Annotated in this window: 24 protein-coding genes; 2 read left to right on the plus strand and 22 right to left on the minus strand. The window is 37.9% G+C overall.

From position 1 onward, the window contains the following. Nucleotides 1–9 precede the first annotated feature (9 nt). The 22 genes from FGQ53_RS01270 to FGQ53_RS01375 all read right to left on the minus strand — a co-directional run bounded on the left by FGQ53_RS01270 (nt 10) and on the right by FGQ53_RS01375 (nt 24,053). On the minus strand, nt 10–1,116 hold the full coding sequence (locus FGQ53_RS01270; protein WP_138335236.1) for a hypothetical protein: 1,107 nt from the start codon (nt 1,114–1,116) through the stop codon (nt 10–12). Between the two features lie 328 nt (nt 1,117–1,444). Then, entirely contained in the window at nt 1,445–3,280 is a 1,836-nt protein-coding gene (locus FGQ53_RS01280) for a VirD4-like conjugal transfer protein, CD1115 family (protein ID WP_138335237.1), read from the minus strand. Then, nucleotides 3,277–3,825, minus strand: coding sequence for a DUF3801 domain-containing protein (locus FGQ53_RS01285; protein WP_138335238.1), 549 nt, complete (start codon nt 3,823–3,825; stop codon nt 3,277–3,279). Before FGQ53_RS01285 ends, FGQ53_RS01280 begins: the two co-directional genes overlap by 4 nt. Nucleotide 3,826: 1 nt before the next feature. Further along, nucleotides 3,827–4,723, minus strand: coding sequence for a hypothetical protein (locus FGQ53_RS01290; protein ID WP_138335239.1), 897 nt, complete (start codon nt 4,721–4,723; stop codon nt 3,827–3,829). Next, complete coding sequence (locus tag FGQ53_RS01295; RefSeq protein WP_138335240.1) at nt 4,716–4,955, minus strand: hypothetical protein; 240 nt, start codon at nt 4,953–4,955, stop codon at nt 4,716–4,718. The genes FGQ53_RS01290 and FGQ53_RS01295 overlap by 8 nt, the downstream gene beginning before the upstream one ends. 10 nt (nt 4,956–4,965) lie before the next feature. Continuing rightward, a complete protein-coding gene (locus FGQ53_RS01300) occupies nt 4,966–5,622 on the minus strand; it encodes a hypothetical protein (RefSeq protein WP_249339639.1) in 657 nt (218 codons plus the stop codon). Between the two features lie 36 nt (nt 5,623–5,658). After that, entirely contained in the window at nt 5,659–8,385 is a 2,727-nt protein-coding gene (locus FGQ53_RS01305) for a phage tail tip lysozyme (protein ID WP_138335242.1), read from the minus strand. A 10-nt stretch (nt 8,386–8,395) separates the two neighbouring features. Beyond that, nucleotides 8,396–10,759: a VirB4-like conjugal transfer ATPase, CD1110 family gene (locus FGQ53_RS01310; protein ID WP_138335243.1), complete on the minus strand. Its 2,364-nt coding sequence runs from the start codon at nt 10,757–10,759 to the stop codon at nt 8,396–8,398. Next, on the minus strand, nt 10,701–11,075 hold the full coding sequence (locus tag FGQ53_RS01315; RefSeq protein WP_138335244.1) for a hypothetical protein: 375 nt from the start codon (nt 11,073–11,075) through the stop codon (nt 10,701–10,703). Before FGQ53_RS01315 ends, FGQ53_RS01310 begins: the two co-directional genes overlap by 59 nt. Nucleotides 11,076–11,131: 56 nt before the next feature. Next, a complete protein-coding gene (locus tag FGQ53_RS01320) occupies nt 11,132–11,881 on the minus strand; it encodes a conjugal transfer protein TrbL (RefSeq protein ID WP_125423351.1) in 750 nt (249 codons plus the stop codon). 9 nt (nt 11,882–11,890) lie between these two features. After that, a complete protein-coding gene (locus FGQ53_RS01325; protein WP_138335245.1) occupies nt 11,891–12,118 on the minus strand; it encodes a hypothetical protein in 228 nt (75 codons plus the stop codon). 83 nt (nt 12,119–12,201) lie between these two features. Continuing rightward, on the minus strand, nt 12,202–12,624 hold the full coding sequence (locus FGQ53_RS01330; RefSeq protein WP_138335246.1) for a hypothetical protein: 423 nt from the start codon (nt 12,622–12,624) through the stop codon (nt 12,202–12,204). Between the two features lie 71 nt (nt 12,625–12,695). Next, nucleotides 12,696–17,384 (minus strand): SspB-related isopeptide-forming adhesin, encoded by a 4,689-nt coding sequence (locus FGQ53_RS11695; protein WP_195450361.1) that lies wholly within the window; start codon nt 17,382–17,384, stop codon nt 12,696–12,698. A 142-nt stretch (nt 17,385–17,526) separates the two neighbouring features. Then, nucleotides 17,527–20,124, minus strand: a complete 2,598-nt coding sequence (locus FGQ53_RS01340) for an SEC10/PgrA surface exclusion domain-containing protein (protein WP_138335247.1) — start codon at nt 20,122–20,124, stop codon at nt 17,527–17,529. Nucleotides 20,125–20,314: 190 nt separating this feature from the next. Continuing rightward, nucleotides 20,315–20,632, minus strand: coding sequence for a hypothetical protein (locus FGQ53_RS01345; protein WP_138335248.1), 318 nt, complete (start codon nt 20,630–20,632; stop codon nt 20,315–20,317). A gap of 294 nt (nt 20,633–20,926) precedes the next feature. Continuing rightward, entirely contained in the window at nt 20,927–21,367 is a 441-nt protein-coding gene (locus FGQ53_RS01350) for a hypothetical protein (protein ID WP_138335249.1), read from the minus strand. Nucleotides 21,368–21,415: 48 nt separating this feature from the next. Further along, nucleotides 21,416–22,276, minus strand: a complete 861-nt coding sequence (locus FGQ53_RS01355) for a replication initiator protein A (protein ID WP_138335250.1) — start codon at nt 22,274–22,276, stop codon at nt 21,416–21,418. 3 nt (nt 22,277–22,279) lie between these two features. After that, on the minus strand, nt 22,280–22,447 hold the full coding sequence (locus FGQ53_RS11700; protein WP_171019051.1) for a hypothetical protein: 168 nt from the start codon (nt 22,445–22,447) through the stop codon (nt 22,280–22,282). A gap of 69 nt (nt 22,448–22,516) precedes the next feature. Beyond that, nucleotides 22,517–22,864 carry a fluoride efflux transporter CrcB gene (gene crcB / locus FGQ53_RS01360; protein WP_138335251.1) on the minus strand — a complete coding sequence of 116 codons (348 nt, stop codon included), beginning with the start codon at nt 22,862–22,864 and terminating at the stop codon, nt 22,517–22,519. Then, complete coding sequence (gene crcB / locus FGQ53_RS01365; protein WP_138335252.1) at nt 22,858–23,232, minus strand: fluoride efflux transporter CrcB; 375 nt, start codon at nt 23,230–23,232, stop codon at nt 22,858–22,860. Before crcB (FGQ53_RS01365) ends, crcB (FGQ53_RS01360) begins: the two co-directional genes overlap by 7 nt. Further along, a complete protein-coding gene (locus FGQ53_RS01370; RefSeq protein WP_138335253.1) occupies nt 23,229–23,495 on the minus strand; it encodes a chorismate mutase in 267 nt (88 codons plus the stop codon). The genes crcB (FGQ53_RS01365) and FGQ53_RS01370 overlap by 4 nt, the downstream gene beginning before the upstream one ends. A gap of 114 nt (nt 23,496–23,609) precedes the next feature. After that, nucleotides 23,610–24,053: a flavodoxin gene (locus FGQ53_RS01375; RefSeq protein ID WP_138335254.1), complete on the minus strand. Its 444-nt coding sequence runs from the start codon at nt 24,051–24,053 to the stop codon at nt 23,610–23,612. A gap of 103 nt (nt 24,054–24,156) precedes the next feature. On the opposite strand from FGQ53_RS01375, the gene FGQ53_RS01380 reads away from it, so the two are divergent. Together FGQ53_RS01380 and FGQ53_RS01385 are read left to right on the plus strand one after the other, a co-directional pair. Beyond that, a complete protein-coding gene (locus FGQ53_RS01380) occupies nt 24,157–25,092 on the plus strand; it encodes a DHH family phosphoesterase (protein ID WP_138335255.1) in 936 nt (311 codons plus the stop codon). 95 nt (nt 25,093–25,187) lie between these two features. Further along, nucleotides 25,188–25,430: a type B 50S ribosomal protein L31 gene (locus tag FGQ53_RS01385; RefSeq protein ID WP_000710764.1), complete on the plus strand. Its 243-nt coding sequence runs from the start codon at nt 25,188–25,190 to the stop codon at nt 25,428–25,430. Nucleotides 25,431–25,638: the final 208 nt, after the last annotated feature.

A 25,638-nucleotide genomic window follows, 5' to 3' on the forward strand; every position in this document is an offset into this window, starting at 1 on the left:
CTGCTATTTTTATTTATTGAAAAGTCTTTGCCAGAACGATCGTCTTTGTAAAGACTCTATCTTCTCTTCTGCTACATTTTTCAATCTACGTAAACGTTGTGATTCATTGGTTAGACGTTGATTTTCAGTGAGAATCTCTCCTTTTTCCTGCTTCAGTTTTCGTTTATCTTCTTCTAGTTTTTGATTATCCTTTTCTAACTTCTTGTAATACTCCTCCTCTTCGTGATACTTTCTCAAGAGTGTTTCGGCCTGCTTGATGTCTTCTGAAAGTTGTTTCACTTTTTCAAATTTTTCATCGTAGGATGATTTCAACAGCTTAATTTCATCCTTGAGTTCTTGGCACTGATCCTCATAAGTTTTCAAAGCTTGGTACTTCCTTTCGTTATCTGGTGTTATCATGTGTTCTTTTTGAAAACGTCCATAAAGTTTATAATCTCTATCTTGATAAGTGGTTCTAATTTCTTTTGCAATAGTTGCTAGTTCCTCAGGATTTTCAAACTCCTCCGGAAGACTTTCCTGAATCCACTTTGGAAAGAAGGCCTTGGCTTCAAAAAGAGGGATGCCCTTTCTAGCTAACTCTGCTCGTTTCAGACGACTTGGTTTTCCAGATACATAGAACTCAATTGCTAAAATACCATTAAATCGATAATATGCCGAATAAGGATAGGTTTCCTCCAACTTCATATAAAACTTTAAAATAGAATACCCACCGTCTGGAAAAGGCACCTTTTGGAGTTTAGCAATACGCTTCGGAAAAATCATAATGGTCGTCTCACCCTCCTGAATTTGAAACTTCTGAATTACTTCAAAAGCAGAAAGAAAAGCAATTAATTCAGGCGTATAGGCGAAGCTCCCAGACTTGTCCCTTAATGGGCTAGATTCTCCAGTAAAATATCGGAAAAAAGCCTGACCGCGCTTTCGAGTTTTCGAATTTGTGCGACCGTGAGATGGACTTACTTTTAGCTCGGTTTCCAAGTCGTAAAATACACCGTTAGTCTTATCTGTAGGATAATGCCAAGGATCGTCATCAGCTAGTTTAAGAGCTTCAAATGCGTTAACAACACGTTTCTGACCGTCTTTTGTCTTAGCAACGGCATAAAATTTTGAAACTGCCATGGGTTACCTCCCTTTGGTATTTACCTTTATTATACCATAAGAAATATCAAGACACATTGTGCTATCTAGTTCTTAGTTTCTATATAGCTAAGTTCGTCTGTAGAAAAACCAACAATCTTATAGAAGCCTATGGCTCCAAAAGTTTCTAATAAATGAGTTTCCGCTACCCTTTTAGCTGTATTAAAATCACGAAAAAAACCTGCATAAGCAAAATTTTCATGCCAGGTTATTTTTTCGCCTTCCTGATGCAGCCACACATACTGATCCCAATTTATAGCAATTAAAATGCAATAAGAGTCATAAAATTCTATTAGATTTCCTTTCTTTCCTAACTCACTTTGAGAGGAACTTCCTCGACTTCCTTAATCCCAATATGAATAACATTTTCTTCCCCAACCTGGTCTTTCCACTCATCAATATCACTTAGATATCGCTTGTAACGATACCAGTTATCATCGTTCGGGCCATTACTTAAGAGGTAGGCTCTTGGATGCGTATCCAGATTAAATTTTTGATCTCGAAAAACATTTTGTTTGGATAGGAAGAGCAGGGCTTCTGTTGTTCCAATTGTAGCAACCTCATGCGGTGTCAACAGTTCTCGACCAATTTTTGAGTTCTGCTTAGAACTGCTGGCATTTCTTCCTCTGCTCTCACTATAATTCTGATCATTCAAAGTTTGCTTCCCTGATCGCTCAGATAGGTACTTAAGCGTATCTAAGTCATTGGAACCTAAATAAAGAATAGCACCACAGTTATTGATAATCGTCTTTGTATTTTCTTTACCGTACAATACTTCAATCTGACTTTGAGATTGCACCATCATCTTGATAGAAATCTCTCGCGAACGAATAACAGAGATAATTGGCGGTAAATTAGGAATCTTCCCAATCTGACCAAACTCATCTGCCCACACCTGTAGATGTAATAGGTCTTCCTTAGTCTTTGTTGGATACTCACCTAATATAACTGCATCTGCAGTTTTTATTAGCACATCAAAAATGGTACTAAAAATCAGGGCAGATAAGAACTGATAAGCTGGATCCACTTCTGGAATATGAATAAAAACTGCTGTTTTCTCAATATTCCATTTTTCAATCTCCAGCGTATCCTTTTCAATAATCTTTCTTAGTTGCTCATGATCAAATACTGAGAAAGTTGTTGCAAAAATGGCATAAACAGAAGCCCGTGTTTGACCATCAAAGTTTTTATTGAATAGTTCCCACTGCCTGCAGGCATAGTTCCCCGGCCATCTCCGCTCCAGGTCTTCAAACATCAACTCAACCGGACTTTCTGCATCCGGATGATTCCGTCTCAATTCTCGAATCATATCCGTAACCTGACCCAGGTTTGGCATATAGTGATCGAGCTGACTATCAAAATAAAGATAGCCAATTAGAGAACGCATCAGGAGTTTATTTGCTGCAGGCCAAAAAGGATCACTTTCATGACCATTTCTGTTGAGAGACTCTGTAATTGCCTCTGCCACTCGGTCTATATCCATTTCATTATGAATATATCTAAAAACATTGAAGCCATCTGAATTCAGGAAAGTAATCAAATCAAAAATCTTCATCTTATAGCCTTTTTCTACAAGTGATTTCCCTGTTTCATGAATCAAAATCCCTTTAGTATCTGTAGTTACAAAACTAGAGTTAGCTTGTAATATATTCGGTTTTACAGCACTACGTGTCTTTGAATCCCCTGTACCTCCATACACCAGAATATTTTTATTAATCTGATTTTCAAAGCTCAAGCGGTTATTGAATAGTCCCATCTGACTGTTCTGGGTAAAAATCATATTCTTTTCAGGTTCTTCGTCTCGGAATCTCATCAACTCTTCTCTTGTCGCAAAACGAGCTGATCCATGTTCCTCCCCATATCTGTACGTACCTGTATCCGATACTCTCAAATACAGCAGAAAAGCAATCAAAAATCCGCCCATACCAATTAATAAAGAAGCTGGAGTAAATTGAAAATCAATCCAAGACTTATCGTTTAGATGGTCATTCATCCAGTTAAGCTTTCCAAATCCAAATACATCCGTTACTGAATCAGTATCTGGTGCCAACAGCCATAGTTTAAAGAACCAATGAAAGAGGTAGAATAGACCAATTCCTAACAACAAATACGGTCTAAGTCTCCGTTTCTTCTTTTCTGTAATCACTTCATTTTTCCTCCAATCTGTGGTTCGATATTTTCTGGAAGAACAAACTCCTTCGTATGAATGTTTACCTGAAGCGAGTTAATTTTCTCTTGTTCAACTGCTTTGAAATGTTGCAATTTCTCCTCAAAAGAAGTCGTTTTCCCATTTTTTAGGTGTCGCTCATTGAATCCTTTAGGATCTCTTGTGATGCCTTCTAGGACATCCTTAAAGGCTTGTTCGACAACTCCTTTATCTTTTGCATTGAAAGCAAGAGTTGTCTTACCGTCAGGATGTGTATAAAAAGAAAAGCCAATCCCGTATTGGCCCAGTTCTTTTCGAACTGCCTCGAGATTGACTTCATTATGTAGTAATTGCTGGACTTCTTTCGTATCTGCCGTGGCCATGAATTTATTCCAGTCTGTCTCACCAGTAAAGAGGACATTTTCACCTCTGGCTTGATACATTTCAACTGCCTTAGAGCTAGCCAGGAAGAGTCCTTTTAAGATGATTTCGCCTGTCACAAGAGTTGCCCGTCCTAATTGAGCTACCACTTGTTCTTGTTCCATTTTAGCTCACCTCTTCAATTTTGAAATAAAGATCCTTCAGTTGACTAGCTTGTTTCTCTTTGGCAAGAATCTGTTGTCGCAACTCATTGATTTTATTTTGACACTCAATAATTTCCTCGTTTGCTTCCTTGATGAATTCTTCGTTAGACTGAATTTTATGTTTAATAGACTGCTTATAAGTGATGGTCTGAGCCTCAAAGCTATCAATGACCTCTGAAGGCAATTCTACTGTCGTTGCATGAGAAAGAGAGAAGGAAGGCTCAACATTGCCCTTATCTTCTTGTTTAACAGGAAGAGATTCATTTTCTTCCTGACTTGATTTTTCAACACTAGAAACTACTTCTTGTGTAGGTTCTACACGTTCTTCCTGTACCGCCTCTATTTCATCCAGTCTACTGAAGTGTTCTGTAGTCCACTCATCGGATGAAAAGGCATCTTTATCTTCCAAAGGTACTTCCTCTCCAACCTCATCTTGAGGTTTCTGAGAAACTAGCTCAGCAATTCTTTGACGGGCCATATTCGCCTCTTTCTTTACCGTTAAATCTTCTAGCTTAGGATCTGGTTCTGGTTGGAATTCGGGTTGAGGTTGGGGTTCTGGTATGCCTTGTGAGGACTTCTTTTCTTTATGTTTTGCTAAAAAATGAAGAAAACCTCTTTTTTTCTTCCCAACATTCGTACCAAAATTTTCCAGTAACTGATCAATGATTCCAACAAAAGGTATTTCAAGACTAAGTTCTTGTAGGATTTCACCTTCAGCATTGAGAGAATAAAGCCGATAGGTTCCGGTTATTCTATTACTCTTCATTCTCTCGTTGATGATTTCTAGCCTTGATAACAACTCATCTCGTTGCTCAAATGTTTCCTCTTGATTAGTCAGTTGATTGATAATTTTATACATGGTTCACTCCTTGGTTACTTGATTGTGCTGGAAGAATTAACTCCTTCATTTCCTGATAGGATAAGCCACTTTCTTCTGATAGAGCAATAAAAAGCTGTGCTTCCAAATCTTTTTCTTGATTTATGTAATTCTTGATTTTTTTATCTGCTTCTTCTTTTTGTCGTTGCGCTTTTCCCTTATCTTTCCTGACTTTCTCAAGCTTACCTTCAAGTTGTTCTATTTTTTTATTCATTCAATTCTCCTTATTGGTTACTACTAGTTGCGGTTGTTGGTTCAGAAGGTGTAGGTGTTGACGTTGATGTAGATGAAACTGGAGTCGAGCTTGAACTGCTAGTATCTGAATAAGTTCCTATACTTTGCCCTCTCGCTTCAGTCAATACGATAGGCTCTATTTTATTGATTAATAGTTTCCCTGCTTTTTCTACATAGGTCAATCGAATTGTCGCCTTCGTACTACCAGTTAGCCCCTTAGAAGCTCTATTATCTTTCTCTGTTAAGGTGGTACTAGTATATTGAACCTGAGCTAATGCAATTTTATGTTGTTTATCAATGTAGATAGAGCCTGATTCAAAAGCTTGATCAACCACATACCCCTTATAGGTCTGGTTGACTGGTTTTTGTTCTTCTTGAACAGTTTCCTGATACATGGAATCCGTCATAAAAGGCTTATAGCGTGGTCGATTCTCTTCTAAATCCTTTTTGGTATAGTAAGCAATTAGAAAGTCCTCGACCTGCTGTTCAGTAAGAGATAGTTGTTCCTGTTGTTTCTCTTCTGTTTTTTGCTTCGCCTCTTCCTGAACTTGACTATTCTGTCTCAAATTCTGTTGTACTTGGGCAATAGAATAGCCTAGGACAATACATAAAACGGTAGCAACTCCGATAAGGAATCCCTTTACCATTTTGATTAACTTTTGATTATACATTCTTTTCCTTTCTTATTTAGGGGTAACAAAATAGATACCTGATTGTGGTTTCAAAGTACGCCAACTTGATACATATAAACCACCAAAGTTCATTTCTGAAACTAAGAAGCTACCATCGCTATTAACGTACTCACAGAAAGCAACGTGACCATAGATTGGCGATGCCCCAGCTACACCATTCATGAATACAGCTGCAGAACCTGGTTTAGGAGTCGTTGAGATGTCATATCCTTGCGCTTGACCACTATCAACCCACTGATTAGCATTTCCTAAATACGGATAAATTCCTATTCCAATCTGGGCAAAACGGTTATAGACATACCAAGTACAATTTCCTAGTGCATAGGCATTACCTGAATAACCTTGACCCTCTAAAAGTGCTTGATCGGTAGGTAGTCCATAAGGTAGCTTATCTTTATATTCTGCTGGAACTTGCTTGCTAGAAACACCTGTCGAACCTCCTCCTTTATTTTTTAAGAAATTCAACCATTGACGGGCTGCAGATTGCCGTTCTAAAAGCTTATTTCCTGGGACTCCTAACCAAGCGTTCAAGAAGTCCTCCGCAAGAGTTTCTACGGATCCAGTAGATGTTACAATTCTTCTGAATGCTACACGTCTAGTTGGATCATCTTCCTCCAGAAGAAATTTTGTTTGGACTTCCGCAGACCAAATATCTCCATTCACAGATTTTGCAAAATTCCACAATGCAAGAGCACGAGGGCCAGTAAATTGACCAATCCCAATCCCGATATAGTGCAAACCATTGACTAGATAACCTCTTTCCTTTAAAGGCAAGGTAGGGTACATAGCTTGAAAGGCTCCCCAGTTGCCAACTAGATTTTCTGCGGTTGGCTCTTTAGCGACTTTATCAAACTGATTATTGGTTAGAAAGTCTGTTTCATAGCGTTTAAAGGTAATGGAACTCTCAATATCAAATCCTCCCAAAACAGCTGCAATTCCTTCATTTGTTGCTTCTGGTATATTTTTTTTGATCGCATCTGCAAAAGCTCTCGCACGTTTTCCTTTCTCTCCAGATGTTTCAATGCTACTCACAACAGATGTTGCTTGTGTGTACTCTACACGCTGGAAGTAAAAACCGACATTGACATAAGTCCAACTCTTTTCAACATTACCATCTTTGTCTTTCTTATTTGATCGATCAGGTTCTAGTTTTTGATAATAAACCGTTTGATTTCCTTCAGATGCCACCTTTCCTATGATATCTCCAGATTTGACATAATCTCCTGTTTTGTAACGAATCGTATCTACATTCTTATACAGGAACTTGGAATTCTCATCACTGATTTCTATATCATTACCATTTACTTCAACTTTCCCATCTAGAACTGCTAATAGAGTTTGCCCACCTGTGGCTTGCAAAACAGAACCATTAAAGATCTCCTTCTTAGTTTTATAACCAAAACGCTCAATAATCTGAAGGGGAGCTTCTGATTCAGGCTGATCTTCTGTATAAAATGGATTATCTAGCTCTTGTAGCAACATATATTTTCCGCTATCTCTAGCAATTTCTAAAAGTTGTTTATACTCCTCTAACTCGTCCTTATCAAGCTTATAGAGATTATTTTTGGTATAAAGCTCTTCCATCGTTTTAAGATTGTCTTTATCCCCATTCAAATTCTTCCATAAGGTATCTAAGTAAAGTTTTCCACGATTCTGTTGTGAAAAATATTTATTCCCGTCCATACGAAGCTTATCTGAAATATCATCATACTTATAATTCAAGTACAAAAGCAGATCGTCAATTTTTGTCCAATAATCTACCTTGTCATTTGATTTTTCACGATCCAATTTTGAAAGATACAACCAGGTATCATTCATATCAAATTCATCTTGACGGGTAATTCCTGAACTACCGATACCAAGTATAGCCAGAAACAAAAGCAGACCAAAAGAAATCAGATAAGCCTTTAAGCTAAATGGCTTTTTGATAATAGCTTTAAGCGGTTTAGAACTTACACGGTAGAACTTCCTCGCTTTCTTAGCAACTTTCCCTGTTTTAGAAGTAGCTAAGCGTTGCTTATAAGCCTGAATACGACGAGAGAGTTTTCCTTCCCAAGAAAATTCTCTTGGAGTTCGAGTGAAACCTCTTCCTTTAGCCTTATTGTAGACTCTATTTCCAAGGCTATAGCTCGATTTAACCATTCCTTGGCCAAGTTTCCCGCTGTACTTCCCAATCGTTTTGATCCGTTTCCCTTGAATCTGAATATCCTGATACCGATATTTAGCTCGTGCTATATCTGATAGTGTATCATTCTGATGCGCAACAGAGCTAGCTTGTTGACTGGTTGATCGTTCTAGAGCCTGTTTAGTAGCACGGAACAACTTCTTCTTGCGTGAACCACCATTAGCCTCTTGAGCAACTTTAAAAGTTCTTTTAGAAGTTTTTTTCTCCAGTTTCGCCTTATCTAACTCCTGTTTAAGAAAGGCCTGCTTTTTAATTTCTTCTGGACGAAGCGCCTTTCCTTCTTTTCCAAGATTTCTTCCTTGTTTCTGGATATTCTTGTACTCTTTTTGTATTTTCTTGACCTTGTTCTTAGAAGCTCGAAATTGGCTACGACTCTTCTTTACCAACTGACGTTTAGAGTGAGTCTGAGATTGTAGCTTCGTAAGTTGTTTTGCGCTATCTTGTTGAACCGTTCGGTAATTCTTACGAACCGTCTCCAGTTTTTGATCTAACTTATGACCGATTGTGTTTGGTCTGCCTTTCTCCTGATCCATAGTGAGACTCCTAAGCGTCTGTTGCGACTAAGTTATACAACTTAGTATTCTTTGGTATTGGATTTTCAAATGGCACCACAACTGGCCCAGCTACGATTAAGCCAGTACCTTTAGCTTTTGGCCGTGCTAAGTAGCGAATCTGTTTGTCAGTCAGATTGACAATCTCCTTTAAGATAGCCAAATCCTGGGGCTTTTGTTTGAGCAAAATCATGAACTCGCTATTTGAAAGTAACTTCCGACCTTCTTCAACAGCAGCTAGCGTTTCTACGTTCTGGGTAATTCCTGTTGGAATCGCACCGTATTTCCGAATCCGTGAATACAATGTAGTAAAGAAGTCTGCTTGGGCTTTATTTTTAAATAAAATCTGCATCTCATCAAAGTAAACCCAAGTGGTACATTTCCCTTGATTTTCTACAATTTGATTCCAGATATAATCCTGAATAACCATCAACGCAAATGGCTTCAACTTGTGCGACAACTTCTTCAGATTAAAGATAACAAAGCGGTGATTGAGATCCACGTTTGTATTGTGAGCGAAAATATCTTGCGAACCAGTTGTATAGGTTTCTACCGCCAAAGCTAAATCTTGAGCTTCTGGCTCTGGTTGTTCCTTCAATACCTGGTGCCACTCTTTTAACGTTGGAGTAAAATCATCTGTCAAATAGCGCTCATAAGTCATACCTGTTACACGGTCAATAATCCCAATCTGTGCATCTGTCACCTCAGATAAAATCGATTCGAATAATCCCATCAACAAGTTTGCCTTATCTCCAATCGGATCGTCATCCTCATCATCCAAACGATCTAGGTCTGGTAGATCTAAAAGATTGATATGTGTTTTAGAACCAATCGAAATATCCACCATCTGAGCACCGAAAGCACGGCCAATATCAGAATATTCATCTTCGGGATCCACAATAATTACTCGATCTTCTGGATATTTCAGCAAAGTCGGAATGACTTCTCCACCCTTAATCGTAGTAGACTTACCAGATCCAGAGGAACCAAGCACAACACCAGAACCCGTATTCAGATCACGTTTTCGATCCAGTGTAATGATATTGTTTGATAACTGATTTTGACCATAGTAGCGAGCAAGTGAGCTGTCAGACTTCAAATCCACGTTAGTAAAAGGAACTTGCGTAGCAATATTAGCTGTAGTCATCTTTCTCATGAAATTCTTCTTCACATTTACGAAGCACTCACCGATAGGTAAAACCGTATTTAGAGCCTCTTCTTGGTAATAATAGAGATCTTCAAATTCTACCCCTAGCTTCCGACCAGCACGCTTAATCTTCTGCTCATTACGTTGTAGTTCCTCCTGGTTATCCGCCTTAAAATACACTGCAATAAAGCCAGAGAAGATTTTCTGATCATACTCAGTAATCTCATCTCGCCACTTCTTGGTAGCTTCTGAGATTTCTTGGTCACGACCAGCAACGACCGCATCATCAAAGATACCAGATTGAGCAGCCTTCCGTTTAGAACGTAGCTTCCCAATTTCAGCATCTGTTTCTGCATCGTCAATCTTCTCTAAGATTTCAACGTTCTCATAGGGTTCTGCATGGATAGTAATAGCCAGCTCCAACCCCAGTGTTGTCAAATCTCGAATAAGCCGATCAGACATCCAGTTAGGATAGCGACGTGCATAGAGCACCTTGCACCAACGATCATCTATAACCATCCGTTTTTCCTGAAATTCAATCCGGTTTGGAGCAATAAATGATTTCGTTGACAGACCAGATAAAGCAATTTCTTTGTAATCAAAATTAACATACGGGTTATCTCGTAACAGTTCAGAAAAGACCTTTAGACGATCCAAACCATTCATTTCCTTAAATGTAATATCAGATTCCTGAAATTGCGTTCCCAGGGAAACTCCTATATCTTGCAGTAACAACTGAGCCTGTTTTCGATCATCAGCGTTCGTTGAAATGGTCACATACTTATGTACCTCGAAGTTGTTAGCATGTGTTGTAAATCGCTCCTTAATCATCTCATTCAACTCCTCACGATAGTCATCATAGCCATCGTTTGTTTCTTCAAACAAGATATTCTGCAAGGAGTTATCCGATACTCGACGGTTGATTACTAAGAGTTGATAGTTACTGCCCTCATCCAGTGAATTAAGAGCATCCATCGTTGTATCGATGATACTCTCTTTTTCATCTTGTTGAGCTGTCGAGTAAGAAGCATCTCCCAACATAAAGCTACGAGAGTACTTCTCACGTGCAACGTGCATCAATCCATCTTCATGTAGATGTGTGTAATTGATCGTGTTCTGCGTTGTAGGTTTCATCTGGCGACGCAAACGATCAATTTTTTTCTTTTCTGCTTTTTCTAGTTTTTCTCTTTTGCTTTTGAATAAACTCATCTTTCGTATACATTCCTACCTTTCCAAATTCTGTCTCATAGGTTCTTTGTTGGATCCGGAAAAAGAAATCGATTTTTTCTTTAATCCGCATTCGCTTGGTCATGCCTGTACCGTACATTGCCCCAGGAACTACAAATAGAGCATCCCAAAGATAAATGTACCAATCAGGTAGACCAAAGAAATAAATAGCAGTTGTCCCTGAGACAGCTATTATCAAACATACGTAGAGAACAATCATTCTACCTGTTAATCCAAATAAAATAGGTCTGTCCTCTGTTTCAAATTCTCTTAAAAATTCTGATCCAATTTTTTTCAATTAGTTTCCTTTCATACAAAATCACATCGATTAATTCTAATTTTTCCATACATGGATTATACTCCTAAAAGTTGCTTGGCTTTTCGACTAGTTCCAACAAGTGTAAAGATGTATATTACACCTTTAGCAATTGACGCAAAGGCTGTCCCCCAACTTCCGCTAGTTCCTGCAGCAACTTTTAACATATCTGTAGTGACTAAACCATTATATACAACAGATACTACAATTAGAATAACTCCGATAAAGGCAGAGGCCGCAAAGTATTTCAGGAAGTTAATCGTGACAGTTCGTAAAGAATCCATCATAAAGAAAGCTACCAATAATGGAGCTAAAGCCTTAAGCATATACAAGTCTAAATACCTTAGGAAGATAATAATTCCAAGTATTATATTAGCTATGAATTCAGTTAGTCCACCGACTAGACCAAAAATACTTTTTTCAAACCAACCTTTGACAGCACCTTGCGCATATTGATATTTATCAAGTTGTGAAGGTACTACATGAGCAATTACCTTTACAATAATATTAAGCAATTCAAGAATGGCATCGCAAATTTGAGATGAGGCAGAAATCATGATGAAAGCAAATAAATACTTCATCAAGGCCTCTAACCATATCTTTTGGGTTAGCGAACCTCCTCTGGACTTGACCATTTGTGACCACGATGCCATTTCAAACCAGAAAAAAAGACCTAAAAGGATATACCCAATAGGTCTGACTGCATCAGCCATTATATTTACAGCTTGGTTTGTCGCCGAGCTGTAACTGGAAAGAGAACTAGTTAGCTCTCTAATATCTAAATTCATAGGCTACTCCTAAAATTTTAGTTGAGACAGTGATGCAATGACTGCAGCCGCAATCCCTGCAGAAGCAACAGCCAAGAATGCACCATTAATCATAGAATCAGAACCATCATCTTGTCTTTGCTTATCTTTATTCTTTCTTCCTTGAATATAATCAACCGCACCATTCCAGATCCAGATAAGACCTGTGATTGTTCCAACTACACCTAGACCAGTAATAATTTTTGTAATAATTTCCATTTTATTTTACCTCTTTTAATTTCTTTTTTTCTTTAATAAAAAGCACTGCAGAGATTTCTACAGTGCCAAACACAATACTATTTTTATAATTCATCAAATTCTTCACGATAAATCGTCCGAACAGTAGCTACTAGAAGAGTAAGTACTATCATAATCGGAATCTCAATATGTGGATAGGGAAGGAAATTAGTTCCACCTGTAGGTATTGGAAATTCATGAACTGCGCCATCAATCCAAGCACGTTGAACAAAACCCATAACATGAATTCCGTACCATCGGAAAAAAGCATCTCCTACCGAAGGAGTAATCCAGTGTAAGATATCAATCAAAAGCCAAAAAGGCAAAAGCAGAACTAATCCAACACAACATTTAGATACAATCCAAAGTATGACAACTCCAAACGCTGATTTCACAACATTAATACACCAAAGAACGATATAAAAGGGAGCTGTAAAAATCCTAATGATAGCTACCCATAACCAGGAAAAATCACTTCCAAATTTCATAATCCTACTCCTCCACGATTTACCGTTATTATACCATAAAAATAGCTTATTTCAAAGGTTCCTAGAATATTCTAAGCCTCTTTTTTCTTACGCTTGCTGTAGAGCAATCCTGCAGCAGCACCCCCCATTGCCAGACCAGCTAACAGCAATTCTGCAGAACCCTGCTCACCTGTAGATGGCAAGCTTCGTTCTGGTTGTTGCGGATGTTCTTCAGGAGTTTTTGGCTCTTCTGGAGTATTAGTCACAACCGTATTGGAAACAACTTCCACACCGTTAACTGTATGATAGTAAGTGTTTTCTACTGTTCCTGACTGAATGCGTGTCATTTGTAGATATACTTCCGCTTGAAACTCTGATGTATCTAAAATTGACTTCAAGAAAGCATCATCAAAGCTAATATCTACTTTACCTTTAGCCTTGTCTACCACTTGACTTGTGAACTTAGTTAATTCATCACCAGCTTTGAATTTTTGGCCATCACTTGTTTCAAAATCTACAGCAGCAAATACCTTGTAAACACTTTGATAATCATCATGTGTTTCATCGTAGTCATCGCTAAATTTATACTCAAATAACTGTTCTGAGCGATCTTTTGGAATCAAGGAACCAACTAATTTATAATTAAATGTTTGATTCATCTTGACCTCTTTTCCATCCAAACTTTCTTTGCTTAAATGGTCGACTACTACATCTTTCTTTGGTTCAATCTTCGGAACATTATTGACTACAGTTTCAGTTACATAAGCCATACCAAAATCAACTTGATAAGCTGTATTCTCATACTTACCACCTGTTTGACCCAATTCCTTCTTAACAGTCATTGGATTGGTAATCGTCAGAACTTCTCCAGCTTGCACGTAGGTCTTGTAGAACTCCTCTGGATTCTCTGCCTCGAATACTTGAATCGCTCCTTTCGGAGTGAAATGGCTGGACTTCAAGGCTTCTTGGACACCTGATGGGGCCTTAGCTAAACTCTCATAAAGAGCCATTTTCAAACCTTTGACTACTTGCCCTTTAGAATCCGTTACTTGAACACCGTCTTGATTGATTGTAACAGCTTCTTCTGGGTAATCATCAACGATATAGAACCCTTTGCCAATACGATCTTTATCTACTTCAATGCCCTTGTATTGGCTATAATCTGCCGTTACCTTGTAGTAGTTGACAGAGCCTGCCAAGACCTGTTTCCCATCGATGTTAACACCTTCCTTGTTAAGATTCTTTTTGGTTGGTTTAACAGTAGGAACATTATTTACAACTGTATCAGTTTGATATCCGTTACCGAAATCAACTTGGTAAGCCGTATTCTCAAATGATTTTCCTGAATTTCGCAATTCTTCCTTAGTTACCATTGGATCAATAATTGTAACAGATTTTCCTGCCTTGATATATTGGTTAAAATAGGCTTCTGGATCATCCACTAAAAATACTTGGAAAGCTCCCTTAGGCTTAATCTCAGAACTATCTAGAAAGGCTTTAACCTTATCATTATCAACAGCTTCAATAGAATCATACTGATACACTGAAATACCAGAAACTTCTTTTCCTTCGCTATCAATATAACGAATATCTGATTTATTAATAGTCACTGCCTCTTCTGGATAATCATCAATCGCACCAAATCCTTTTAGAATAGCAGATGGATCTGCCTTTATTCCTTTATACTGATCATAATCCAAGGTTATATGGTAGTAATTCGTTGAACCAGCTAGAACTGTCTTTCCATCGATGATAACACCATCCTTATTATGATTGTGTTTGAAAGGTTTGATCAAGTTGTTATTCGGATTGTCTGGATCATTCGGTTTACCTGGGGTTGTTACCTTAGCAATATTTGAATAAGACTCAAATTCATTATTCAAATTCAAACGGAAGTTGTTCTTATAGGTTGCACCATCATTCGTTACTGTACCATACACTTTAAGAACAGGCGCGGTAAATACTTTAGTTAAATCCAAATTAACTTTATCTAAACCTTCAGACTTCAATAACCCTTTTAACTGATGTTTAGCTTTATCATAAGTTATTGTAAAATCTGAGTTTTGAACTATAGTTTTTGCTAAATCTAAACGATATCCTTGAGGTAGGTTGTCTGTTAGTTCATAAATTGTAGTTTCTTGTCTGTTTGCTGCAAGAGGTTTAGTTTTCAACTCCCAAACAACTTCTGATAACTTAGGTACTGACGAATTATTTATATTTGTACCTGCAGAGTTCTTAACTAACTTTTCTACAGTTGGCGTAGTTCTCAAGCGAGTGTAGGTAACCTCAATTTCTCTTGGTGCGATCTCATTTGGCACAGGTTTTAAGCCTGGTTTTGGAGGTTCACTCGGAATAGGAACGTGAGGTGTATCTGGTTCATCTTTTGGTGAAGCTAATAAAGGTTTCTCCGTAGGAGGTGTCAATGGAGTCTTATCCTTCTCCTTATATTCAGGTTCTAAAGGTCTTGGTTTTGTAGACTCGCTTGGTTTAGGAGGTTCTTTTGGCAAAGGAACCTCACCTGTATCAGATACTGGTGGAATTTCTGGTAATAACGATTTAGGTGTAGGTTTCTCAATAGTATCCTTATCCTTTTGAATTAAGCTTGGTGGAATTGGTACTTTTAGCGGAGACGGTGGAGGAACTAACTGTGTAACTACAGAATTACCACCCCATAATGTGAATCCATACGCAGATTTGAAAATTTCATGGTCGGATGTTGGAGTTTTACCTTCTTTAGCATCAGATTTATGCCAGTACTCTCTATACGCTGCAGAAGCAGACTCTGAATAAGGAGTTAACCCCCAATCTGCATTAGCTAGATACTGAATACGGTGACGTGTCCCCTTACCTACACTAGCATACGTTCCGGAAGGAGTACTCTCATCCGATCGGTTATCACCATATAAAGGATCTCCTTTTTTAAAGCGATTTAATCCACTAACATCATCTGCATCAACTACTCCTACGGTATATACACCTGCCCAGAAGGTCTCGCCTCTAACAACCTTCTCCTGAACGTTCGAACCTGGAGGATTTAAAACAACCCCTGTTGAACCATCTTCGTAAGTGTAACGGTTAGCTTGATTGAAATCCAAGTCAGAGAACATGTTTACTAACCCCAAATTTATTGGTTTCTTAGTTCTCTCATCAAAGAAGTTAATATCCCAGTCTACATCCAAATAGTTTTGAGCATGTAAACCAATAGGAGAAATCCCAGTCCCTGATTTGGGTTTCTTATTCCACCAAACCCACAGACGAGTGTAAACTTCTGGGTTATTCGGTAGCCTATGTTCTGGGGTAGGTGTATTTCTAGAAACAAAAGATGCAGAGATAGTTTTACCTGTATTCGTTGTACCTATATTATGTAACGTAAATTTAGAACCTTCCTGAATACCCCTAACAATTGTACCACCGTAAGTACGGGTTTCAGAATTAATGGACATCGAATCTTCTTGTAGTTTGTCATCTAATGTGAGAGTAGTTGCAGAGGTTGCACCTAATACCCCATTTACCGTTTCAAGCGTTTTATCTCCATCAAATATAGCAGACAACTTAGAATAGTAGTTCATTGAGCCTCTTTTTGACTCATCAAAATCACCAACTACCTTAACGCCATTAACCTCCCCCCTTGGAGTTAAAGAATTGTACTCAGAAACTTTCTTCTGGTACTCTGCTAAAGCTTTCTCATATTCCTCACGAGCTTTTTGATAATCACGCATATCATCATTGTATTTATCCGTAGCTTTAGCATTTTCCTTATCGATCTCACTATTCTTAGCGTTTAACTCAGCTAAAGCTTTCTCATAAGCAGCTAAAGCTTCTTGGTTGGCTTTAAGAATAGCTTCGTTTTCTTTTTTACGATCTTCTACTGCTTTCGCATAAGCTTCTTTATTGGCAATGTTATTTTTACCAATCTCTTCATTCTTACGCTTTGCTTCTGCTAAATCCTTCTCATACTGAGCCAACTGCTCTTTATACTTAGTTAAGTCAGCCTCAGACTTCCCTTTTTCAATAGTCCACTGGTTTAAAGCTTCTTCATAAGCTTTCTTTGCATCTGCATTTTCCTTATCAATAGCAGCGTCTTTCTTATCTTTTTCTTCTACTGCTTTTTCATAATTAGTTTTAGCTAAAGCATTTTCTTGTTTGATACGCTCATTCTCTTTAGCTACACGTTCTTTCTCAGCTTTTAAACGCTCATTTTTTTCTTGATTTTCTTTATCAATCTGAGCATTTTTAGTAGTAGCGTCTTCTAAATCTTTATCATACTGAGCTTTGGCTTTGTTATAAGAGTCTTGCTTCTCCTTGTTCTCAGTAGTAATCGTTTGAATCTCTTCTTTACGAGTTTCTACTTCCTCTTTGTACTTCTTAGACTCATCTACAACAGTGCTGGCTTGTTTGTCATAGTTAGACTCAATTTCAGCAGTTTTCTTAGCTAACTCATCTGGATTAGCTACCAAACCACCATCAACCTCAGTCTCCGTAACCGTCAAACCAACTTCTTTAGCCGTAGATACCGCAGATTCTACTTTTTCTCTACCCACAGTAACTTCAACAGAACCTGTTGATTTTTCTGCACTATCTTGGTCTTTTGTAGAATCCACCGTTGGGAAGTCTTGTAAACTTTTCGCATTTGTAGCAGGATTTGGATTTACTCGTTCATCTGCTCTAACTGGACTAGTCATCAAACCTAAGGCAGCTAGACCAAGAATTACTCCACACGTTCCCCATCGTCTTGTTTTTCGGATTGAACCGAAAGCTCGTGTCTCATTATTAAATTTCATTTTTTCTCCTTAATTTTTAATATAGTATTTAATATTATTCACTTTCGACATAATTTGAAGGAGCTCTCGCCCTAAAATATATAATTTCCATTTCTTTCTCCAACAAAAAAGTCACCAAGAAACCTTGATGACTTTACTTAATTTAATTTTCCTTAGATTCTCGTTTGATTTTCAACAAACTTAAAAGTGAAATAGTTAACATTCCAAAGAACCAAAGACTGGATGATTTTTCCCCCGTCTTAGGTAATTCATATCTTGCAGCAGGTGCTTGATAGACTGGATCTTTGACTTTTGCAACTTGATTATTAACTTGATCTTGCACATACTTTACAATCTTGCCATTTTGAATCACTGGAATCGGATGACCTCCAGCTTGCTCAATACTTGCCTTCTGAGCCTCTAACTCTTTTTGATGCTTAATTTCTTGCTGTGCTTCCAGATAATCACGATAAGCCGCCAACAACTCTTCATGAGCCTCTAATACCTTTCTTTGTTCTGCTTTTACAGTTCCTAGTTTTGCTAGCGCTAACTCCAGAACAGATTTCTTTTCTTTCAAAACTTCTTGAGTAGCTTCAAGATTAACTTTTGCCTTTTCTAAGAGTTGTGGTGCATTTTGCAAAACTTCTACTCGCTCTTTTGATGCTTTCAAGGCTTCAGTTAATTCTGAAAGTAAGGCTTGACGACTGAGGACAAGTTCTTTAATTCGAGCAAGTTCACCTTGTTTAGCAATCAAAGCCTCTTTCTCAGCAGTCAAAGCTTCATTCAGTGATTTCCATTCAGTTTGTTTTTCAGCTAGTTTATCTTTAGCTAACGCAAGTGCTTCACGTTTGTTTTGTACGTCTGCATTCAACTGTTCCAAAGCATCTTGCGCTTGTTTATTTTCTAAACCAGCTTTTTTAAGGTTTGCTTCCGCCTTCTTTAACTTATCTTCTGCTTCAGGAGTTTTTAAAGCAATATTCTGAATATCATTACGATTAGTCACTGCATTTTGCGCAGTAACTTCTGCTTGAGTATATTCTGTTTGTGCTTGTTCTTTTCTAGCTTGTGCATCCTTATGATTCGTTTTCGCAGTCTCATAAGTATTCTGAGCTTGTGCCACAGAATTTCTAGCTACTTGAATTCTTTCCTGAAGACTAGCTAGATTGTTCTTAGTATCAACTTTAACATTTTGATGGAAACCATTTTTCAGCAAATCAATTGTTTTAGAATCTGTTCCAACATAGTGCATCGCAATCAGACCAAGATCTGTCTTTCGGGTTGCTACACCGATATATTGTAGAGTGACTGACTTACGATCTAGCCCTGCAAAGTTTAAAGCATGGCCCCAATCAGCATGCTTATCATAAAACAGCATCATAATAATGTTGTTGTATGCCTGTTGTTTCAGATCAGCTAATGTCACTACATCATCTGCATTTTGAAAACCTATGTTTTCAGCAAGCAGGCCTTGATTACCTTGATTTAAACCAACTTCTTTCGCAACAGTGTTCAAAGCATCTAGGTCATGGCCGTACTGATTAGTAGATAGTTGAGTTGCTTTCTGTGCCACTTTCTGCATATCTCGATTCACTAAGACTGGAATATCATCTGTTCCCATCAATCGACGGAAATCATTAATCAAATGTGCATTGAAAATGGCAAGTTCATCTTGAACTTCAGCAGATAAATGATTGACATCAGCAATCACAGTCTTTTTATCTGCTTCACTCTGCTTAAATGGAGAGTTTGGATTACCGTAATAAGTCTCACCACCATCTGGTGAGCTAAATCCAGCAGCAGTCATTCCTTTTTTGGCAATTTCATGTAACTTTTTAGAATTCTCTTCGGTAGGATTCTTGAAGTAAGCTTTTAAAGCTTCTGCATATCCAGCAGGATAAGTAATAGAGGTCGTTGTCAAACTATCCAGAATACTTTGAGCCTTAGATAGATTATCTTTAGCTACTCGATACTGATTTTCAGCGTTAGTAGCTTGAGTGGTTGCTTGATCTAGCGCCTGCGCTTTCACCAACCTAGTTCCTTCAGTACTCATTACCTCTACTTCTGCCTGTTTCAGTTTAGAAGCACGTTGGTCATCCGCTTTTTTAGCAGTCTCCAAATCTTCTCGAGCTTGTGATGCAACTTTTTCGCTCATTTCCAAGTTTCGCTTTGCAGCTTCAGCGTTGGCGACAATATTGGCAACTCCAGTGCCGTCTAAAATAGCCTGTTTTTCAGCTACGATTTGTTCTGCATCTGTAACTTCTTTTGTTTTGTCAGCAAGTTTTCTAGTAGCTTCTGTGACATTTGCTTCCTGATCAGTAACATTCTTTTCAGCTAGCTTTTGTTGCTCTTTAGAAATGGATAGTTCTTCTTGAGCCTTCTTCTCAGCAGCCTCTTTTACAGAAACATCTTCTTTTGCATTCTGGATATTTTTAGGAGTAGCTTCCTGGACAGCTTTTTCCGCTTGAGCAACAGCTTCTGTAGCTTCTCTAACTACTTTCTCTGCATCGTTTACCTCGTTTTGATTAGATTTTACAATCTCCTCTTGGTTTTTTACAACTGCGTTTACCTGTTCCACATTTGCTTGAGAGAGTGCGACATCAGTTTCTGTAACTGTTTTTTGAGTTACTGTCTTTTGTTGGTTCTCTGAAATTTGGTCTGAAGGTTTTACCTCTTCTGCAGTAACTTGCGTCGTTACTCCAACACTTGCAGTTGCGATAACACTAGCCAACATAACTTTCTTAACTTCATTCATGATTTCCATTTGATTTCTCCTTTTTGTTTAAAAACGTTCTTAAAATATTTATTTTATGCTTTCATTTTACTATTTTTAGAGTTTTTTCTCAATTTTTTTCTTGATTTTCATTCATCTATCCGCTTAATCAAAGATAGGATATTTAGAACATATAAAATCTCCTCTCCTTGATGAAACAGATAGATGAGGACTCTATCTGTTAAATTTTACCGCTAGGTCGGTGATAACCTTTACCGGTTAGCTGTAAGATTGATTTATTTCCTTGTTTAATTCGTCTAGCAACTAAAATGTCTCCACGTTTAATGGTGCGTATATCTCTATAGATTTTAGAGTAATCTGCAATCATTTCAACGGTTTGAAGTTTTCCTGCCACATAGCCTGTTTTAGGAATAAGACCATACTTACTAGTTAATTGCATTTCTTCACCACTTGCAAGCCGTGCGGTTGCATCACCTTGCAAACCTAATCGTCTTAAGTCAGTGAGTGTAACCTCACTAGTTGATTTTATTTGATTCATATTGTCCTCCTTTTTGAATCAAAGGCTGATTTACAGCCATGCCGAGTTGATGCCGTACATCTCTACTGTGTTTTTTACGCACGATTTATAGTTTAGAAATCGCAAACTCTTTCGTCTTACGGGACAAGTCAACCGTGACTTTACATCATGCAGTCAGCACTAGATATACTTTCTAGATACACACCGCCCCTATTCTTCTTTTTATGCCTAGACTGCGCTAATCGGGACAGTGGGGTTATTCAATTTTCAAAGAACAAGAGTAGTTTTATGACTTGCTCAGGTCAAGGTTGAATACTATATAATAGCTTTATTTTGTATGGCTTCTTCAGTTAGTAAACCTCTTTGAATATATCCATCAATCAACTCATTATATTCTGCCAATATCTCCTCTATAATAGGTGTGATTTTTGATAAATCAAGTGAAACATTACCAGACTTCTCTAAAAATTTAATTGATAGATTTGTTAGCTCAATAAATCGTGAAAATGTTTCTTCGTCTCCCAAAACACGTTCAGTACAAGCGTATAAAAAGTTAATATAAAAATTTTTTGGGAAATAACCTTCAAACATACTTAATCCTATTGCAGATTCAAAGGGACAATAAACTGTCCCAAATAGTATATTAAAAATTTTAACTGCTTGAGGGTTTCTATATTCAAACTCATACAGTTTAAACACTTCAGGGCTACACATTTTTTTAGCAACCAGCAATAATTTGTCGTCAACATGCTTCATTCTATCTCCTTTTCATTACTGTGTAATCTCTCAATATAAATATGTTGATTATGATTGTTGTCTCCGTATAGTCTGATTCAGTTCTGAGACTATGCCATTAAAAACATACTCAGCAACGATTTCCGATGAGCGAGCAAACCTCATATTTTCCAAAGCGTACTTGTACCTATCATCAAAATATATCATCGCACAATCTGCGGTAGTTGCTGTAAATTTTTCCTTTAGTAATTGCTCATATACTAAGTTCCAAATATAATCACGATCATACTTAGTAGCTTTATCAACTTTTCGAAAAAGAGAATTTGGAACTTTATTTTTTGAATTTTGAGTTGACTTTTCCTCGTCCTCCTCAGAAATAACTAATTCAGTGTCTTTATTATTAGTCTCACTATATTCAGTATCGTTAGGGTCTAAATTTGACACCAGACCCGTATAAATCTGACACCCCCCTGGTGTTTTTTTGACACCCCCCTGGTCTAAATCTGACACCCCCCTAGTATCAGATTTGGAATCACCTGATTTATCAACCATTCTAGCAACTGTGTCATCTTGCAAGAGACCAAGGTAAATTCGGTTAGCTAGATTTCCTGATTTACTGGTAGATTGTTGAACCTCATGAATTAATCCATACTCTGTGAGTTGCTTCTTAATTCTTAATAGGGTAGATTTTGAACAGTTAAGGATCTTCATCAAATTAGAGTTAGAATATACCAAATAGATATTTCCATCTTCATCAATCCAATTATTCTTGAAAGAAAGATCTAGTCTATCTTTAAGCATAGCATAAGCGACTTTTGCATCTAACCTCATATCTTCATAAATAGGATTTTCAAACAAAACCTTTGGTAAGGCATAAAAGCGATCAGATGTCTGATAATGACTGGCACTAATAAACTGAATTTGTCTCATCAATTACACCTCTTTCAGTCTAAAGTCACCGTTCACGTTAAATCCTATCAACCCAAAGGCCTCAAGCTCTCCTATACTTGCTATTATTTCTTTTCGTGTTGAACCTGTTTCCTTCATCAAAAACTGAATTATCATCTCTCTTGAAATTCTCTCCTTACTTTTTCGTCTCATAATTTTTCCTCCCAAAACACAAAAAAGAGCTAACGGAATTTTCCGTTAACTCAATATTTTCTATTTACCTCAAAACACTAGACACTTACATAGCAGAATTCCTAAAAAAATCGCAACTAAACCACCTAAGTAGGTCAAAGTCAGGTAATAATAAAAGACCTTCTTATCACTTAACAGTCTTTGCAGTTCGTCATTCAAGGTCGAAAAAGTTGTCAAACCTCCACAAAATCCAGTTGCCAAAATAGCATAGACTTCCTTAGATTCCACATGATTATAGAATAATCCAATTAAAAAACAACCCAAAAGATTGGCTATTAGCGTTCCGAGTGGCAATTTAGAAGCTTGATTATAGCGGGCAAAGAAATACCGTACTAGGGCTCCGAAACCACAAGCAATTGCAAGATAGATGATTACCATTTCTTCCTCCCCAAATAGTAAGCCAAGAGCAGGCCTCCTCCGATGCTCAAAAGCAAATACAGAACCAAACTAAGATAACGCCCGGTATCAAGCAGTTTCACTGCATCAAGCATTAGACTAGAAAAGGTTGTTAAACCTCCACAAAAACCCGTCCCCAGTGCTAAAACCAAGCCCTTACTAGTCCCCTTATAGACCAGATAGCCTTTCACCAGATAGACCAGGCAGAAAATACCCAGATAGTTGACAAGGAGGGTCCCCCAAGGAAAGTCTGGGCTAGCTGGTAAGCAAGTGGAAATGAGATAGCGGACAAGTCCACCCACCATAGCAACTAGAAAAATTCCTAGCGGATAAAATTGTTCTTTTTTCATTTGATGTTTTGATCCTGATAATCACGCGAATGTTTGAGAATGTCTGAAAAAGTCGCAACAATGGTCTCCTGATAGCGCTTATCTTCCACTCGATTTCTGACTTTTTCAAAAATAACCGCTTCTCTCTTAGAATCTAATATTGGCTTACCAGATGATTTTTTATAAGCGACAACCCCTTCAACTAGGTGCATCCGTTCTTCTAGGAGCTTAACGATTTGGTCGTCGATTTGATCAATTTCTTGCCGAATAATATCTAAATCCATACAGTCTCCTCCTTTATTTGAATTATTGTATCAAAAAGCCACCAAATAGGCTAGTAAAATCCCAACTCTCGATAAGAAAATGCACTGATTAATTACATCAGCGCACTTTTATGCTTATCCTACTTTAGCAGCCAATTCTTCTGCGAATTGTTCCAAGCGTTCAATGTCTTCTTCTTCGGCAGAAAGATCAACTTTGACACACTCTGAACCTTTTTCTGCCCCTGTTGAAACAAAGACACGATCAAAGTCATCAACAGCCTTACAGAATTCATCGTAGAAGGTGTCACCTGAACCAACCACTCCGTAGATTTTACCATTCAAATTGAGATCAGCTAGGTCTTCGTAGAAGTCCATCATCTCATCTGGCAATTCACCATCACCATAAGTATAGGTCGCAACGATAGCGATGTCAGATTCCAAGAAGTCTGAAGCGTCAACAGTTGTACATTCATCAACATCGACATCCAAGCCCAAGTCACGTAATTTGTCTGCTACAATATCTGCAATTTCTTCGGTATTACCGGTCATACTGGCAAATACAATTTTTGCTAATGCCATATCGTCCTCCTCAATTTATCTTTCTCCATTATATCACATCTTTTTCATTTTAAAAATAAAAATTCTTGTGCTACAATGAAATGAGAAAGAATTGAGGTTATTTATGGAAATTTGCCATCAAATTTTAGAAAAAATTAAAGAATACGACACGATTATCATTCACCGTCATATGAAACCAGACCCAGATGCCTTGGGAAGTCAGGTGGGATTAAAAGCTCTTCTCAAACATCATTTCCCAGAAAAAGCCATCAAAGCCGTAGGTTATGATGAACCAACTCTAACTTGGATGGCGGAAATGGATCTCGTTGAAGATAGTGCCTACCAAGGCGCCCTTGTCATCGTCTGTGATACGGCGAATACTGCTCGTATCGATGATAAGCGCTATCGTCAAGGTGATTTTCTCATTAAGATTGACCACCATCCAAATGATGATGTATACGGTGACCTATCTTGGGTGGATACTAGTTCAAGTAGCGCTAGTGAGATGATTACCCTATTTGCTGAAACAACCCAACTGGCCTTGTCAGATCGAGCTGCTGAATTGCTCTTTGCAGGAATTGTTGGTGATACAGGTCGTTTCCTCTACCCTTCTACGACTGCACGCACCCTCCGCCTGGCTGCCTCTCTGAGAGAACAGAACTTTGATTTTTCGGCTCTCACTCGCAAGATGGACACTATGAGCTACAAAATTGCGAAACTTCAAGGCTACATCTACGACCATCTGGAAGTGGATGAAAATGGTGCAGCTCGCGTTATACTGAGTCAAGAAATCTTGAAACAATTCAATGTTACCGATGCTGAAACTGCAGCTATTGTGGGTGCACCTGGACGTATTGACAGTGTAAGTCTCTGGGGAATTTTTGTAGAGCAGGCTGATGGGCACTACCGTGTTCGCTTACGCAGTAAAATCCATCCTATCAATGAAATTGCCAAAGAACATGATGGTGGAGGCCACCCTCTAGCAAGCGGTGCTAATTCCTATAGTCTAGAAGAAAACGAAATCATCTACCAAAAGTTAAAAAACTTGCTTAAAAACTGATAAAATACTTGCCAAACTTTTCAGAATCTGATAGACTAGTATGGTAACAATCTATGGCTCGCAAAGAGACCATGGCAGAAAGGAAATATTGCAAAATGAAAAAAGATATCCATCCAGAATATCGCCCAGTTGTCTTCATGGACACAACTACTGGTTACCAATTCCTTAGCGGTTCAACAAAACGCTCTAACGAAACAGTTGAGTTCGAAGGTGAAACTTACCCATTGATCCGTGTGGAAATTTCATCAGACTCACACCCATTCTACACTGGACGTCAAAAGTTCACTCAAGCAGATGGACGCGTGGATCGTTTCAACAAAAAATACGGTCTCAAATAATGATAAAAAGAACAGTTTCGACTGCAATGTCATTAAGTTAGTGATCTAACTACTTGAATAGGAGGTGTGATTGAGAACATCAAAGTGATTCTCTATCACATCTTCTATTTTTTTGCATGACAAATAAAGGTTTTTTCACCCTATTTTTTGAGATTTATGTTACTCTATAGATGAAATCAACTACCGATTGGGCCTTTATCTTTCTTGG

This window comes from Streptococcus mitis, from assembly GCF_005844455.1.
GTDB lineage: Bacteria > Bacillota > Bacilli > Lactobacillales > Streptococcaceae > Streptococcus > Streptococcus mitis_BF.